12 protein-coding genes and 2 pseudogenes are annotated in these 14,377 nt (G+C 66.0%); 5 read left to right on the forward strand and 9 right to left on the reverse strand.

Annotated features, from left to right (window positions below):
* Nucleotides 1–28: 28 nt before the first annotated feature.
* The gene (locus ADT71_RS11245) at nucleotides 29–1,717 is read left to right on the forward strand and encodes a M28 family metallopeptidase (RefSeq protein ID WP_082370296.1); all 1,689 of its coding nucleotides are present in this window, start codon (nucleotides 29–31) and stop codon (nucleotides 1,715–1,717) included.
* A gap of 76 nt (nucleotides 1,718–1,793) precedes the next feature.
* On the opposite strand, the gene ADT71_RS35640 is transcribed toward ADT71_RS11245, so the two are convergent.
* Nucleotides 1,794–2,516, reverse strand: a complete 723-nt coding sequence (locus ADT71_RS35640) for an AarF/UbiB family protein (RefSeq protein ID WP_369818228.1) — start codon at nucleotides 2,514–2,516, stop codon at nucleotides 1,794–1,796.
* Between the two features lie 91 nt (nucleotides 2,517–2,607).
* Nucleotides 2,608–3,225, reverse strand: a pseudogene (locus tag ADT71_RS35645) (ABC1 kinase family protein); the annotation flags it as partial.
* Nucleotides 3,226–3,393: 168 nt separating this feature from the next.
* Between ADT71_RS35645 and ADT71_RS35650 the strand changes: the two are divergent.
* Nucleotides 3,394–3,753 (forward strand): annotated as a pseudogene (locus tag ADT71_RS35650) (septal ring lytic transglycosylase RlpA family protein); the annotation flags it as partial.
* Nucleotides 3,754–3,956: 203 nt separating this feature from the next.
* Here the strand turns inward: ADT71_RS35650 and ADT71_RS11255 are convergent.
* The 5 genes from ADT71_RS11255 to ADT71_RS11270 form a co-directional block, all read right to left on the reverse strand.
* Nucleotides 3,957–6,572, reverse strand: a complete 2,616-nt coding sequence (locus ADT71_RS11255) for a transferrin-binding protein-like solute binding protein (protein WP_054436873.1) — start codon at nucleotides 6,570–6,572, stop codon at nucleotides 3,957–3,959.
* Between the two features lie 74 nt (nucleotides 6,573–6,646).
* Nucleotides 6,647–7,579 (reverse strand): transferrin-binding protein-like solute binding protein, encoded by a 933-nt coding sequence (locus ADT71_RS11260; RefSeq protein WP_054436875.1) that lies wholly within the window; start codon nucleotides 7,577–7,579, stop codon nucleotides 6,647–6,649.
* A gap of 11 nt (nucleotides 7,580–7,590) precedes the next feature.
* Nucleotides 7,591–8,436: a surface lipoprotein assembly modifier gene (locus ADT71_RS33535; protein ID WP_231635809.1), complete on the reverse strand. Its 846-nt coding sequence runs from the start codon at nucleotides 8,434–8,436 to the stop codon at nucleotides 7,591–7,593.
* Entirely contained in the window at nucleotides 8,360–8,914 is a 555-nt protein-coding gene (locus ADT71_RS33540; protein WP_231635810.1) for a tetratricopeptide repeat protein, read from the reverse strand. Before ADT71_RS33540 ends, ADT71_RS33535 begins: the two co-directional genes overlap by 77 nt.
* 160 nt (nucleotides 8,915–9,074) lie before the next feature.
* A complete protein-coding gene (locus ADT71_RS11270) occupies nucleotides 9,075–9,524 on the reverse strand; it encodes a globin domain-containing protein (RefSeq protein WP_054436877.1) in 450 nt (149 codons plus the stop codon).
* A 94-nt stretch (nucleotides 9,525–9,618) separates the two neighbouring features.
* Here ADT71_RS11270 and ADT71_RS11275 point away from each other — a divergent pair, with 94 nt between their 5' ends.
* The 3 genes from ADT71_RS11275 (at nucleotide 9,619) to ADT71_RS11280 (ending at nucleotide 12,742) form a co-directional block, all read left to right on the forward strand.
* Nucleotides 9,619–10,038 (forward strand): Rrf2 family transcriptional regulator, encoded by a 420-nt coding sequence (locus ADT71_RS11275; protein WP_054436890.1) that lies wholly within the window; start codon nucleotides 9,619–9,621, stop codon nucleotides 10,036–10,038.
* 99 nt (nucleotides 10,039–10,137) lie between these two features.
* Nucleotides 10,138–10,296 (forward strand): hypothetical protein, encoded by a 159-nt coding sequence (locus ADT71_RS32075; protein WP_197282991.1) that lies wholly within the window; start codon nucleotides 10,138–10,140, stop codon nucleotides 10,294–10,296.
* A gap of 274 nt (nucleotides 10,297–10,570) precedes the next feature.
* Nucleotides 10,571–12,742: a M3 family metallopeptidase gene (locus ADT71_RS11280; protein ID WP_054436879.1), complete on the forward strand. Its 2,172-nt coding sequence runs from the start codon at nucleotides 10,571–10,573 to the stop codon at nucleotides 12,740–12,742.
* A gap of 72 nt (nucleotides 12,743–12,814) precedes the next feature.
* On the opposite strand, the gene ADT71_RS11285 is transcribed toward ADT71_RS11280, so the two are convergent.
* Nucleotides 12,815–13,594 (reverse strand): ABC transporter ATP-binding protein, encoded by a 780-nt coding sequence (locus tag ADT71_RS11285; protein WP_054436881.1) that lies wholly within the window; start codon nucleotides 13,592–13,594, stop codon nucleotides 12,815–12,817.
* Nucleotides 13,591–14,262: a FecCD family ABC transporter permease gene (locus tag ADT71_RS11290; protein WP_369818229.1), complete on the reverse strand. Its 672-nt coding sequence runs from the start codon at nucleotides 14,260–14,262 to the stop codon at nucleotides 13,591–13,593. Before ADT71_RS11290 ends, ADT71_RS11285 begins: the two co-directional genes overlap by 4 nt.
* Nucleotides 14,263–14,377: the final 115 nt, after the last annotated feature.

Here is a 14,377-nt window from a genome sequence, read left to right on the forward strand (position 1 = left end):
CCGGCACCGCCTCCTAAAAGCGCTGGACATGAACACCACCGTCACGCCCCGCGCCGCCCGCCGCCTCGCCCTCCCGCTGGTCGCGGCTTTCCTTGCCGCCACGGCCCACCCCGCTCTCGCCAGGGACGCGATCGATCCCGAGCGGATGGTGGCCGATGTGAAGACGCTGGCCTCGGACACGTTCGAAGGCCGCGCGCCCGGCACCGTGGGAGAGGAAAGGACCATCGGCTACCTCATCGCCCGCTTCCAGGATATCGGCCTCCAGCCCGCCGGTCCGGACGGCCAGTGGGTGCAGAAGGTGCCGCTGCTGCACACCCGGCTCGAAACGCCGGCGACGCTGGCCTTCTCCAGCCCCAGGGGCGCCATGCCGGTGACCGTGGCCAAGGACATCTACATCTCGACCGTGCGCCCCAATGACACCGCCCGCATCGCCGGCGCCCCCGTGGTCTTCGTCGGCTACGGCGTGAACGCGCCGGAACGCGGCTGGGACGATTTCAAGGGCATGGACCTCAAGGGCAAGGTCGTGGTCTTCCTCATCAACGATCCCGACTTCCACGCCGGAAAGGGTGAGCCTGCCGCCGGAAAGTTCGGCGACCGGACGATGACCTACTATGGCCGCTGGACCTACAAGTTCGAGGAAGCCGCGCGGCAGGGCGCAGTGGCGGCGCTGATCGTCCACGAGACGGAAGGCGCGGGCTATGGCTGGAACGTCGTCACCAGTCCGGGCGGCGAAAACTACGACATCGTGCGCTCGCCCGACAAGCTGACCAGCCTCGCCTTGCAGGGCTGGCTCTCGGCCGATGCGGCAACGCGGCTGTTCTCCTCTGCCGGGCTGGACCTGACCAAGCTCTCCGCCGCCGCGCGCCGTCCGGATTTCCGGCCGGTGACGCTCAAGGGCGTCAGCTTCGACGCCGAAGTGCCGGTGAACCACGAGGAAGTCATGAGCCACAACGTGCTGGCGCAAATCCCCGGCACCGCGCGCAAGGACGAAGTGGTGATGTTCGGCGCCCACTGGGACGCCTACGGCAAGGGCGCGCCCGATGCGCAGGGCCGCATCTACCGCGCCGGCGCCAATGACGACGGCATCGGCATTGCCGGCATCCTCGACATCGCCCGCGTCATGAAGAGCGAACCGGCGCCGCAGCGCACGGTGGTCTTCGCGGCGTGGACCGCCGAGGAGCGCGGACTGCTCGGTTCGGAATTCTATGCCGCCAACCCGGTGTTCCCGATGGAGAAGACCGTCGCCAACCTCACCATCGACGTGCTCCAGACCGCGGGCGCCGCTAACGACGTGACGGTGATCGGCAAGGGCCAGGACACGCTGGAGGACGACATGGCGCGCGTCGCCGCCACCCAGGGCCGCCGCGTGACGGTAGAGAGCCTGCCCGAGCGCGGGCTGTTCTACCGCGCGGACCACTTCTCCTTCGCCAAGCGCGGCGTGCCGGTCATGCTGATGATGGGCCTTGCCGGAGCGGCCGACCTGAAGGACGGCGGCGTCAAGGCCGGGCAGGCCTGGATCGATGCCTATACCGGCCAGTGCTACCACCAGGCCTGCGACGCCTGGTCGCCCGACTGGAAGATGGAAGGCGCGGTGCAGGACGTGGAACTGGTCCGCGAGATCGGCCGCGACCTCGCCAATTCGGCGAAGTGGCCGCAGTGGAAACCCGGCTCCGAGTTCAAGGGCCTGCGCGACAAGTCGGACGCCGTGCGCAAATAACCGTCAGGTCCAGTGGACCAGCAGGTCGCGAGCGCATGGAACACCACCGCGCCGCCGATCAGCCACCCGGCCAGTTTCACCGCCCGCGCCGTGCCGTTGTCAGGCGCGGCGGTGACGGCGCCTCCATCCGCGCCGAGGCCGCGCGCAGGAATCGCGGCGCTTCCCCGGCAATGCGCGAAAGCTCCAGCAGCGCCGCCTCCACCTTGTCCGGCGCGGCGAGGCCGGAAATCCGCGAGGCGACGAGCCGGCCGCGCATCCCCTCCAGCGCCTCGGACAAGTCGAACCCGGGCGCGATTCCGGCCAGTACGCCGTCCATCGTCACCATCGCCTTGAAGATCAGCACGAGGTCCGGCGGCAGAACCAGCCCCTCCTGCCGCAGCAGCGGGAAGAAATCCGCCACCATCGCGTTCAGCACCAGCGCCCCGCTGCCGTGCCGGGCAACCAGGCGTTCGGAGGCACGCAGCAGCTTCTCCCGCGAAATCCCCCCGTTTTCCGACCATATCGCCAGCATGTCCGCCACGCCGCCGGGATCGCCGCTGCGCAGGGCGAGGATGAAGGTCAGGAACTCGTGCTGGCGCCGCGGACTGACCACCCCCACCGAGCCGAGATCGAGCAAGGCCAGCCGATCTCCGGGAAGGCACAACAGGTTGCCGGGATGCGGGTCGGCGTGGAAGCGCCCGCCGATCAGCACCATCTCCAGCACCAGTTCGGCCCCCAGCGCGGCAATGCGCGAGGGATCGATCCCGGCCGCCCTCAAGACCTCGGGATCGCGCGGAGGAATGCCCGCGATATAATCCATGACCAGCACTTGCTCGCCGGTCCATTCCCAAATGGATGCGCGGCACCTCGACACGGTCCAGCGCGGCAAGGTCCGCGCGGAGCAGGTCGGCGTTGCGCCCTTCGCCGGTGAAATCCAGCTCGTCGAGGATTTCGCGCCCCAGTTGCTCGATCATCGCCGTGGGCCGCATCCGCCGCACCTGCCCGCTGCGCGCCTCCGCCATGGCCGCCAGATGGCGCATGAGCCTGAGGTCCGCCTCCATCCGCGCGCGAATGCCCGGGCGGCGGATCTTCACCACCACTTCGGTGCCATCCTTCAGCACCGCCCGGTGGACCTGTGCGATCGAGGCTGCCGCCAGCGGCTCGGTATCGAACCGGGCAAACGCGGTTTCCGGCGGCTCGCCCAGCGCGGCCTCCACTTCACCGCGCAGCGCCTCGAACGGCAGGCGCGGCGCATCGCTCTGGAGCTGCTCGAAGGCCGCGATCCATGCATCCGGCAGCAGATCGCGCCGGGTCGCGAGAATCTGGCCGAGCTTCACGTAAGTCGGCCCCAGCGCCTCCAGCGCGCGGCGCGTGCGCGTCGGCAGGTCGCGCGGCTCATGGCCCGCATCGTCCCCTTCGCCGAGGCCCAGCCGCACCGCCAGCGCCTCAAGACCGAACCGGACGATCACCGCCGACACTTCGGCCATCCGCGCCCGGTCCCGCGCCGCCACGGCTATCGACTTGAACATGCGTCACTCCTTCAGCGGTGGACAACCGGGCTGACGGGGCTCCGGTTCCGGCGGCATGCCCTGCTCCGGGGTCGGACGGAGTGGACAGCCCCGAGTGCACAAAGCTAGGGATGGCGCATGAGCGGCAGTTTAACGGGGGCGCTCAAGCCCTTATTCGCAGTAGCCCTGATGTCCACGCTGGCAGCCTGCGGCGGCGGCACGAAGTTCCGCCCGGTCAGCGACGTGCCGGTACGCGTCGGCCCTCCCTACAAGGTGCGCGGCACGACCTACACGCCCGCCACCCAGCCAGGTTACGACGTTCTCGGCTATGCGACATGGTACGGCAGCGAATCCGGCAACAAAGTGGCCAATGGCGAACGCTTCCGCCCCAGGTGGATCACGGCCGCCCACAAGACCCTGCCCCTGCCCAGCTACGTCGAAGTCACCTCGCTCGACACCGGCCGCCGCATCGTGGTGCGCGTGAACGACCGCGGCCCCTTCGGCGAGAGCGCCCGCGTCATCGACCTTTCCCGAGGCGCGGCGGAAGAACTGGGCATCCGGACCAAGGGCAAGGCCGCCGTGCGCGTGCGCGTGGTAGAGCCACCCGAAAAGGACCGCGCCGCCTTGCGCAAGGGCAAGGCGCGCAGGAACTGCCCCCGGTCAGCCCGGCGACGCTGGCAAACCTGCAATCGCAGTTCGAGCGCGGTGTGGGAACGCGGTGAACCGGAAGGGCAGAAAGCTCGCAACCGGTATCAGCGACCCGCCGCGACGAAGGCACCTCTGACCGTGCCACCTCCCACACTGGGCGAAAAGTACTCGAAATTGAAGTTGCCTCCGACTTCGTTGGCATTCGGCCCGAAGAACATGCCGTTGAGGGTTCCTTCAAGCCCGCCACCACGGGTGGCGGAAAAGCCACCTACGCGCTGCGCGTCGGCGGTCACGTCCCCGATAGTGCCGGCGAAGCTCGTAGTCCCGAAACTCAGATCACGTCCATTGGCGAGATTGGTGCCGCTGAGGGCGAGTTGACCGGATATCTTGCCCGTTCCGAAATTTGCGGAGAGAGATGACGTCCCGGAAACGTCGTACATGTCGATCCTGATATCGTTGTTGTAGATGACCGCGCTGCCATGTGCGACGCCCGTATAGCTCGCCGTTCCAGTGGTCGGCATGAGGCCTTTGGGCGTGGCCTGACCATAGGCGATATAGCCCATGTTATAGTTTCCGGCGCCCGATTGTGTCACGCCTCCCGCCAGCACGTACTTCGCGAAGCCAGAATAGGTGAGAGCGATCCTGCCGCCCTTCCCATCGAAAATATAGCGATCCACCGCAGTATAGCTGGAGAAGCCTCCGCTGCTCACCGCCCCGGATCGATAAACCGTACGCTCGGCATTGGATGTCGCGCTGTCGACATCGGAGCTTTGCATGGCGGCGTATGTGCCGCTGCCCGAATTGCGGGTCACCCGGATCGCTCCGACAGGCGAGCCGGACGACAGTTCCACAGCGTAATCGGTAGTCGTCGCACCCGCGAAATTATCAGAATAGTCATTGTTTATATTAACCCTATATGCCACCTCGCGGCGATCCTCATGTAACAGCGTAGTGCCTGTAATGTTGGCCAGGCCCGTGGGGGGAGAAATGGCAGGGTCGGTGCTGCCGATCAGATATCCGTTCGCCTTTCCGCCGGTCGTGCTCGAAAGCAGAAACGTACCACCGATCTGATCGCCTGCGGCACCGTAGAACCGCGCATCGAGATTGCCGGTATAATCTTTCGTACCATCGAGAGAAAATGTGCCCGCAATCGCGTTCGTCGTGCTGGATATCGTAGCGCTGGTCGTCCAGGTCCCGTTGTCTGTGCCGCTGTAAACTGATCCCGCCGGCACGATCATGCTGGCCGGACTGAACAGACTGAGTTGATAATCGCCCGAACCGGATAGCGTGCCCGTTCCAAGGTTGGCTGCAAGACGTCCGGTTCCATCCAGTGTCTGCAATTGCTGTCCCGTTTCCAGCACGGCACCACCGATCCTGGCATTGTAATGTCCGGTTCCGGTTCGCGGAACAGCCGAGGAGGCCGTCTCGTCACCGTAGACATAGGCATCGAGGATCGTCGACGGCCCGGTCCGGTCATATTGCAGCCCCGCGACCACGGCAGCCTCTTGCCCCATCCCCAAGAAGGCTGTCGTCTCGTCGTAAGTCGCCTCAACGTCGCGGCGCTGCAACGGGGCAAGGATCTGTCCGGACGACCGATAAAACAGTCCGCCGCTGCCCCATGCCGCATACTTCGCGAACAACCCGCTGGCCTGCCCCGTCGAAACGAGCTTTCCGTTGCCATCAAGCGAAAGCGAGACACTCTGCCCGCGCACGCGGAAGAAAGTGGCGTTTTCAGGATTTAAGATGCTACCGTGCTGGTTGAGCGGATAGTCGTTTCGGCCACCCAAGACCACACCGACCGTTGCTTCATCGGCATAGGCGCTGGAAAAGGTAGCACCCACCTCCGCCGCTCCTGGTCCGTAGAACGATCCCTGAAACGTACTTGTGCCAGTTTCGTAGTTCGTGGTGGTCCCGAGAATGCCGGCAAAGCCGTTGGTCCCGGACTTCATCATCGCATTGGCAATGAGAATGCTGCCATAGCCGGTCAGCCCCGTCTCGCTTTCCGTCATGGAGAAAGGCACGTTGGCGTGGATGGCCCCCGTCGCGAAATCGGCGTCGAGCCGACCGCTGCCTGCGAGAGTGTGGATATTGATGTTGGACGCCGAAACGCCCAGCAACTTGACGTCATAACTAGCCGCACCAGTGCGCGGCATATCCGCGGCCGCTGTCTTCACACCATAAGCAAAAGCATCAAAACGCCCATCAACGCTCGACTTGCCTTCGGTCACCCGCTGCCAGAACCCGGCGCCGACATAGCGCGTCTGGCCGGCTCCGCTCCCTGTCTTGGACAGCGTCAGGAAGTCGGTCGTCGACTTGGCTGTCAGTTTGTAGGTGGTGACGGCCGCATTCGACTGGGCAGGATCGATATCAGCCTGCCGGAATGCTTGGCTGACCGAGCCATCGGTCAGGGTGTAACTCTGGTTCGCGGCATTGTAGGCGATCGTCAGCGCCGTCTTCCCGGCGCTATGGGTCGCGGAGCCCGTCTTGGTCGAGACTGAAATCTTGCCAAGGATCGCGTCGTTCGTGAAGTTCTCCGAGACCAGCGGCCCGATGAGATCGTCGTTCTTTGCCGTGGGAGTGGGAGTGGGAGTGGGTGTAGGCGCCGGTGTAGGCGTCGGCGTGCTGTTGACGTCGCCGCCACCACCGCAGGCCGCAAGCAACAGACTGAGCGCCGTAAGCGAGGTCATGGTCGCCAACTTGGCGACGGGTACGGTCTTCATGAACAATCCCCCTGTTCAGAATGCCAAGGCAAGCCACCCACGTCTTGCCTCGGCGAGAATACAAGCCTGTGCTTTCAGTTCTTCCGGCCGACGACCGCGCCCGAGCCGTTGCCTATCTCCGGGTTGCCGAGGCCCTGGCGCAGCGTGAACGCTCCGCCCATTTCCGCCGCACCCGGTCCGTAGAAGAACCCGTGCAGGTCCGCAGAATAAGCCGCGTTCAAATCCGAGGATGCCTCGAACTCGTTGCCTTTGTAGAACTGGTTGGGCGTCTTGATGATGCCATCGAGCTGCAGATTGCCGAAGACCTTGGTGCGCCCGTCGACCACGTGCTGGCCGATGGGGCTCATCTCGAAGCGGACGGTTCCGGCTGCGAAATTCGCCGCGAAGCTGCTGGCGCCGGACAGCACATAGGCACCGGTTCCATCGGCGTACTGGCCGTCGATCCTGGTCTGATACGTCGCCGAGCCGGACTTCGGCATGTCGGAGGGGTTGGTCGTCACGCCGTAAGTGAAGAACGCCGTGCTCACGTCGAGATCGGTGCCCTTGTCGACGATCTTCTGCCAGGCGCCGTAGCTTGCGTAAGTGAGCGCCATGTCGGGATTGGCCGCGCCCGGCCTGAACAGGACGAAGTCTTCCTGCGTATTGCCGGCAATCTTGCGATAACCCGTCGTCGCGGCCGTATCGCCGAGCTTGTCGGCCGGGCGGAAGATCGTGGTGCCCATCGTCGTGCCGACGAGGGTGTAGGACTGGCTCGCGGCATCGTAACGCACCTCGGTCGGCGCCTGGACCGAACTCTTTCCGCTGGCGGCCCCGGTCGCGCGGGACAGCGAATAGTTCGCCTGCGCGTAGTAGGCCGTGAAGTCCTGGCTGACGCGCAGCTCCGCGAGAGTGGCATTCCCCTGGCCCGTGGGCGGCTTGGGGAGCGAGGCGACATCCTCTCCCCCGCCGCCGCATGCCGCGAGCAGGACGCTGATCGACGTGACGAATATCGGATGCGAAAGCTTCATGTCCTTATCCCTCAGAATGCCGAAGTGACGCCGAATTCCGCGGCAACGCGGCGGTAGTCGTAGATTTCGATGGAGGAGCGGTTGCGCTCCCATTTGAGGCGCACGAGCGGTGCGAAGCTGCCGAGGTGCAGCGCGCGCAAGGTGGCGGCGATGCTGGCGCTATAGCGGTTTTCCCGGCGCCGCTCGGGGTAGAGGAACAGGCGCTCGTCCGCCTCCAGGTGGCTGTAGGCCATGGTGCCGACCAGGGTGGTTCGGCCCATCTCGCGGAACAGGTAGACCGAGGCGCCCCCGCTCGCGAGGGAATAGCCGGGATCGCGCGCGGCCTCGCGGAAGCCGTAGACCTGCAGGCCGCCGCCGAACCGAGCGCTGAAGGCACGGTCGAGGCTGGCGGAAAGCGTGAAATCATCGGCGGTCTGGAGCGCATTGCGCTTGTTGTCGACATGGGAAATCCCGCCGTCGAGGCGGATCTGGCTGCGCTTACCGGTCGGGCGCTGCCAGCTTACGTTGCCGCCGATCGTCATGCTGTAGGGATCACGGCCGTACCAGCGCCACGAAGGGCCGAACGAGAAGGTGAGCTGGTTGCCGCCCCATGCATATTGCGGGCCGGCCTGCACCCCCACGGTCACGTCGTTGAAGTCCGGCTCGCGGTAGAGCGTGGCGCTGGTCGAGGCGCGCACCAGCAGGTCGGCTCCGGGCTGGATGCCGAGGCGGAAGTAGCCCTGCCCCTGAAGGTTGAGGCCCACGCCCGATTTCGCCTGCGCCTCGTCGTCCAGCGTGAAGTCACCGATCACGGTGCCCAGCGTGTCGGAACGGGTGGCGCGATTGATGTTGCTGTCCGGCGCGAGCGCGAACTCCACCGAACCGCTTCCGGGCGTTGAGCGCACGGGTATAGAAGCGCACGAGCTGTTCCACCGAAGTCGGCAGGCCCGCCGCCTGGGCCGCGCGCAGTTCCTTGCGGGCGGCGCCGAAATTGCCGAGCGAGGCCTGCATCCGGGCCAGTTCCAGCCGGACACGCGCCGCGCCGGGCTTGTCGTCAAGGATGCGGCGGAATTCGAGCGCGGCGTCGGCATAGCGCTTGAGATCGTCGCCCAGCATCAGGCCAAGACGGAAACGCGCCTCTGTCCGCACTTCGAGATCCCGGTCCTGCGACAGGGCCCGATAAGCCGTCTCCGCAGTCGCGAAGTCACCTTCCGCGCGGGCCTGCTCGGCCAGTGCGAAAACCTGCGCGGCCGAAAGGCCCGCATGCGTGGCAGGTTGCGCCGCAGGCCACTGCGCGCCGGTTGCCCCCTGGCCCGCCGCGTCCTGCGCGCTTACGCCGGTGGCAAGGCCCGCCAAGACCGCTGCCGCCAGCCAATGCTGAATCGGAATGTCACACCCCCGTTTGGCGGTGTGTTAGTACTCCGATCAAATACTTGTCCAGATGCAACAAGACCAGGTCACCGGCGCGACATCAAAATTTGGGCGGTGAACGGCATTTGTCACTATTCCAGCCCGTTCAGGCCGCCTCGCGCTCCGCGTAGACTTCGGCTTCCTTGCCGATGAGGATGTCGGCAAGGAACCAGTAGGCCTCGCCCCAGGCGGCGAGCACTTCGTCGGTTGCCGCTTCGCCCAGCACGTCGCGGATCGCGGGCAGCAGCGCTTCGGCGACCAGCGGATAGTGCTCTGCCTTCACGCCTGTATCGACATGGCGCTGCACCATGCGCGCCACCGCGCCGGTGAGGTTCTGGAGCTTGTCCACGTTCTGCGCATAACCCAGGATCGCGGCGGCAAGACGGCGCGGCTGCTCGCCAGAGGTCTGCGCGGCCTGGTCGAACATCGCGCGCACGTCGGCATTCTCGAACAGGCGTTCGTACATGCGGGTGGTGATCGCGACCCCGTGCTGCTGAAGCGCGGGCGCGGTTGCCTTGATCGTGGCGACGGTCTGTTCGCTGAGCGGAGCGGCCATTTCGATTCGTCCTTTAAAGATGCATTATGGATGCATCTATACGCCGAAGGGAAAAGATGTAAATACCGCGCATCATTTCAACCGGAGACCGCCCTTGCGCCTCACCGCGCACACCGACTACGCCCTGCGCATCCTGCTCCACGCCGCCGTGGAGCCGGAGCGGCTGTTCTCGATCGCCCAGGTTGCAGCGGCGCACGCGATCTCGCGCAATCACGCGATGAAAGTGGTCAACCTGCTCGGCAATGCCGGGCTGCTGGAGACGGTTCGCGGGCGGGGCGGCGGTTTTCGTCTCGGCCGCCCTGCACGGGAAATTGCGCTGGGCGAAGTCGTGCGGCTGACCGAACCCAACATGAGCCCCGCCGATTGCGGCAACTGCCTGCTTCAGGGCGCCTGCGGCCTCACCGGGATCCTGCGCAGGGCCATGGCCGCCTTTCTCGCCGAACTCGACGCGCATACGCTGGCCGACGCCGCCATGGGAACCCGGCTGCCCTTCCCGCTTTTACAGTCTTCCTGAAGCGAAACTCTTCGAGAATGACTGGTCCGATCAATTGGCCCGATCATCGGGAACTTTCCCGTCGTACCCGCGTTCCTCCTCCAAAGAGGAGAGCCTGAAATGAATATCGGAGCCGAAATCCCGTTCCGGCGCAGTCGCTTCGCGCGCAAGACCGGATCGTTGATCCTCGACCGCCAGCGCGAAGAGCAAAAGCAGGAACGCGATCCCGATTCCGATCCCATGCTTGTTTGGTCCAACGGTCGCTTCCGGTCCAACTGACCGGACCCGATTCCCCCTGTCGGTGCGACCGTACGACGCGCCGGAGCGCAACTTGATTGCGCTGGCGCGAAATCGTATGCGCCGCGAAATGTCGCATACGTCCTTTGAGCAACAGGTTTTCCAAAGCCTGACCGGCGCTTGCAAGGCCCGGTTTTCTGCGCTTCAACCCTGCTCCTAGATACCTCGGCAGCCAATTCGCAGCACTCGGGCACGGCGCAGCCGCTCCCCTTTCGCTCCATTCCCCACCGGCTGCCGAAGTCAGGAGAAAACAACGATGAAGACCCGGCTCATGGCCGCTGCCGCCCCCTTCGTGCTTGGCGCAGCGCTGCTTGGAGGATTTTCCGTGACCGCTACCGCAAAGACCGGCACCGCAAAGACTGGCGCCGCCGCTCCGGCCTATGCCGGCCCCTTCGCGAAGCCCAGCACGCTCCCGCTCCACGCGCCGGACTTCACCCAATACAAGGATAGCGACTGGCAGCCCGCCATCGAGGCCGGCATTGCCGCCAAGCGCGCCGAGATCAAGGCGATCGCCGCGAACACGGCCAGGCCGACTTTCCAGAACACCATCGTCGCGATGGAGCGCGCAGGCACGCTCTATGACCGCGTCTACAACGTGTTCAGCCAGCTCACTTCTGCGAACACCAGCGATGCGCTCGACGCGATCGACACCGCCGTAAGCCCGCAGATTTCCGCGCTGAACGACGATATCTACCTTGACGACGCACTGTTCGCCCGCGTCAAGGCCGTGCACGACAGCGCGCGGGGCAAGGCCCTGACCGGCGAGGACGCCATGCTGCTGGCGACGACTTACGACAAGTTCGTCCACCGCGGCGCCCTGCTTTCGGCCGAACAGAAGGTCGAGCTGAAGGCGATGAACCTCGAGATCGCCAAGCTCGAAACCGCCTTCTCGCAGAAGCTGACCACCGCCACCGCCGCCAAGGCGCCGATCTTCGACACCGCCGCGCAGCTCGACGGCCTTTCGCAGGCCGAGATCGCCGCCGCCGCCAAGCTCGCCGCGGAAAAGGGCCATCCCGGCAAGTTCATGCTGGCGCTGGGCAACACCACGCAGCAGGCCGCGCTGACCAGCCTCAACAACCGCGCCAGCCGCAAGATCCTGTGGGACGCCAGCGTGAACCGCACTTCGGGCGGCGACGAGTACGACACCACCGCAATGGTCACCCAGATGGCCACCCTGCGCGCAAAGAAGGCCAGGCTGCTCGGCGCGCCCGACTTCGCGACGTACCAGATGTACGACCGCATGGTGAAAACGCCGGGTCAGGCGATGGAGTTCATGAAGGGCTTCGTCCCCGCGCTGCGCGCCACGCAGGACCGCGAGGCCGCCATGCTCGAAGCCGCCGCCAAGGCCGACGGACAGGCCATCAAGCTGGAGCCGTGGGACTGGTCCTACTACGCCGAGAAGGTCCGCAAGGCGAAGTACGACCTCGATGAAAGCCAGATCAAGCCTTACTTCGAAGTCTGGCGCACGCTGGAAGACGGGGTGTTCTACGCCGCCAACCAGACTTATGGCCTGACCTTCAAGCGCCGCGCCGACCTTCCGGTCTACCACCCGACCATGCGCGCCTATGAAGTGTTCGACGCCGACGGCAAGTCGCTGGCGATCTTCTACTATGATCCCTTCGCCCGCTCCAACAAGAAGGGCGGCGCCTGGATGAACAACTTCGTCGAGCAGTCCTACCTGCTGGGCGAAAAGCCGGTGGTCAGCAATACCCTGAACATCGCTCCGCCCGCCGATGGCGAACCCGCGCTCGCCAGCTTCGACGACGTGGAGACCATGTTCCACGAGTTCGGCCATGCGCTGCACGGCTTCTTCGCCAGCCAGAAGTACCCCTCGCTCTCGGGCACCAACACCGCGCGTGACTTCGTGGAGTTCCCCAGCCAGTTCAACGAGAACTTCGCGACGATCCCCGCCGTGCTCAACCACTACGCCAAGCATTACCAGACCGGCGCGACGATCCCCTTGGACCTGATCGCCAAGATCGAGGCGGCGAAGACCTTCAACCAGGGCCTGGGCCTGGGCGAAACGCTTTCGGCGGCGATGCTCGACATCCAGTGGCACCAGCTCTCCCCCGAGGAAGCCGCGCAGCCGCCGATGGCCTTCGAAGCCAAGGCGCTGGCCGCGACCGGGCTCAACACCGACCTGATCCCGCCGCGCTACAAGACGCCCTACTTCCGCCACATCTGGGATAACGGCTACGCGGCCGGATACTACTCGTACATCTGGACCGAGATGCTGGCACACGACGGCTGGGACTGGGTGGAAAAGCACGGCGGCATGACCCGCGCCAACGGCGACCACATCCGCAAGTCGTTCCTCGGCCAGGGCCACACCAAGGACTTCGCCCAGCTCTACCGCGACTTCACCGGGCACGACCCCAAGGTCGAACCGATGCTGGAAGCGCGCGGTCTGGCGCCGAAGGCCCAGTAACGCCGGGATAATCCATGCACGAAACGCCGCTCCGGAAACGGGGCGGCGTTTTTTGTTTCATTCCGACCCCGCCTAGAACTGCTGCCGGAAATCCACCGCCAGCGGCGCCGGCGCGCCGATCGAGAGGGCGCGTTCGCCGGGGTCGCCCAGCCAGTGCGCCGGGCAGTTCCACACGCGGCTGATGACCTCGCGCGAGAGGGCCATCTCGGGCGGGCCTTCGGCCTCGACCCTGCCTTTCGCCAACACCAGCACCTGATCGGCATGGTTCATCGCCGTCGCCAGATCATGAAGCACGAGGACGACGCCCTTCCCGGCCCGCGCCTGCTGGCGGAAGCGCTGCATCAGCGCCGCGCCGTGCGCAAGGTCTAGGCTGGCGAAAGGTTCGTCCGCGAGCAGCCAGCCGGGCTGGGTTGCCAGCACGCGGGCCATGAGCGCGCGGGCGCGTTCGCCGCCGGAAAGGGTGGAGACCGGACGGTGGCGCAAGTCCTGAAGGTCCATCGCGGCGATGGCGTCCTCGATCGCTTCCTGCGTCTCGGCGGCCGGCGCACCGCGCCATGGCAGGCGGCCGAGCGAGATCAGCACTTCGACAGAGACGTCCCAGGCCACTTCCGGGGTCTGCGGCAGGTAGCCGATCCACTGCGCGCGCTGCGCCAGCGATACCGCGGAAAGCGCCCGCCCGCCCATCACGGCGCGGCCGCCATCGGGCTTGAGCAGCCCCGCGATCACGGAAAGCAGCGTGGACTTGCCCGCGCCGTTGGGCCCGCAGATCGCGGTTATCATGCCGCGGCGGCAGTTGAGCGAGACATCCTCCAGCCGCCCGGCGACAGTGACCTTGTCAGCCCCGAAGCTCATGCCACCATGCCCTGGCGCATCCTGAGCAGCAGGCGCAGGAAGAACGGCGCGCCCAGCAGGCTGAGCGCGATGCCGAGCCGCAGTTCGCCGCCGGTCAGCGGCAGGATGCGGCAGAGACAGTCGGCCATGAGCAGCAGCAGAGCGCCCGCCAGCGCGGAAGGCACGAGCAGCGAGGACGGCTTGCGGTCCGTCATCGGTCGCACGAGATGCGGCACCATCAGGCCGACGAAGCCGATGATGCCCGCCACCGCCACGCCCGAACCGACAATCAGGCCCACGCCCAGGATCATCAGCGCCTGAAGCCGCAGCGGCTCCACGCCGAGCGAGCGGGCGGCCATCTCGCCCAGGGTCATCGCATCGAGATCGCGCCCCGCGTAGATCAGCACGCCGATGCCGCCCAGGGTCAGCGGCATGGCAATCCAGACTTCCCGCCATGAACGGTCCGCCAGCGAGCCCATCATCCAGGTAACGATCTCGCTCATCGCGAAAGGCGACGGGGAGAGGCTGATGGCAAGGCTCATCAGTGCGCCGGCAAGACTGGAAACCATGAGCCCGGCCAGCGTGAACAACGCCACGCCGCCGCCGCGCCCGGCGATCAGCGCCAGCAGGGTCATCGCCCCGCCCGCGCCGACCAGCGCGAAGACCGGCAGCATCCACGCGCGAGGCATAGCCGGTCCAGAAGCTCAGCACCGCGCCCAGCGCCGCGCCGGGCGCTATGCCGAACAGGCCGGTCGGCGAGCGGATTGCGGCAGGTAGCCCTGCATCGGCCGCCCCCGCCGCGCC

This window comes from Novosphingobium sp. ST904 (assembly GCF_001298105.1).
In the GTDB taxonomy this organism is placed as follows: Bacteria; Pseudomonadota; Alphaproteobacteria; order Sphingomonadales; family Sphingomonadaceae; genus Novosphingobium.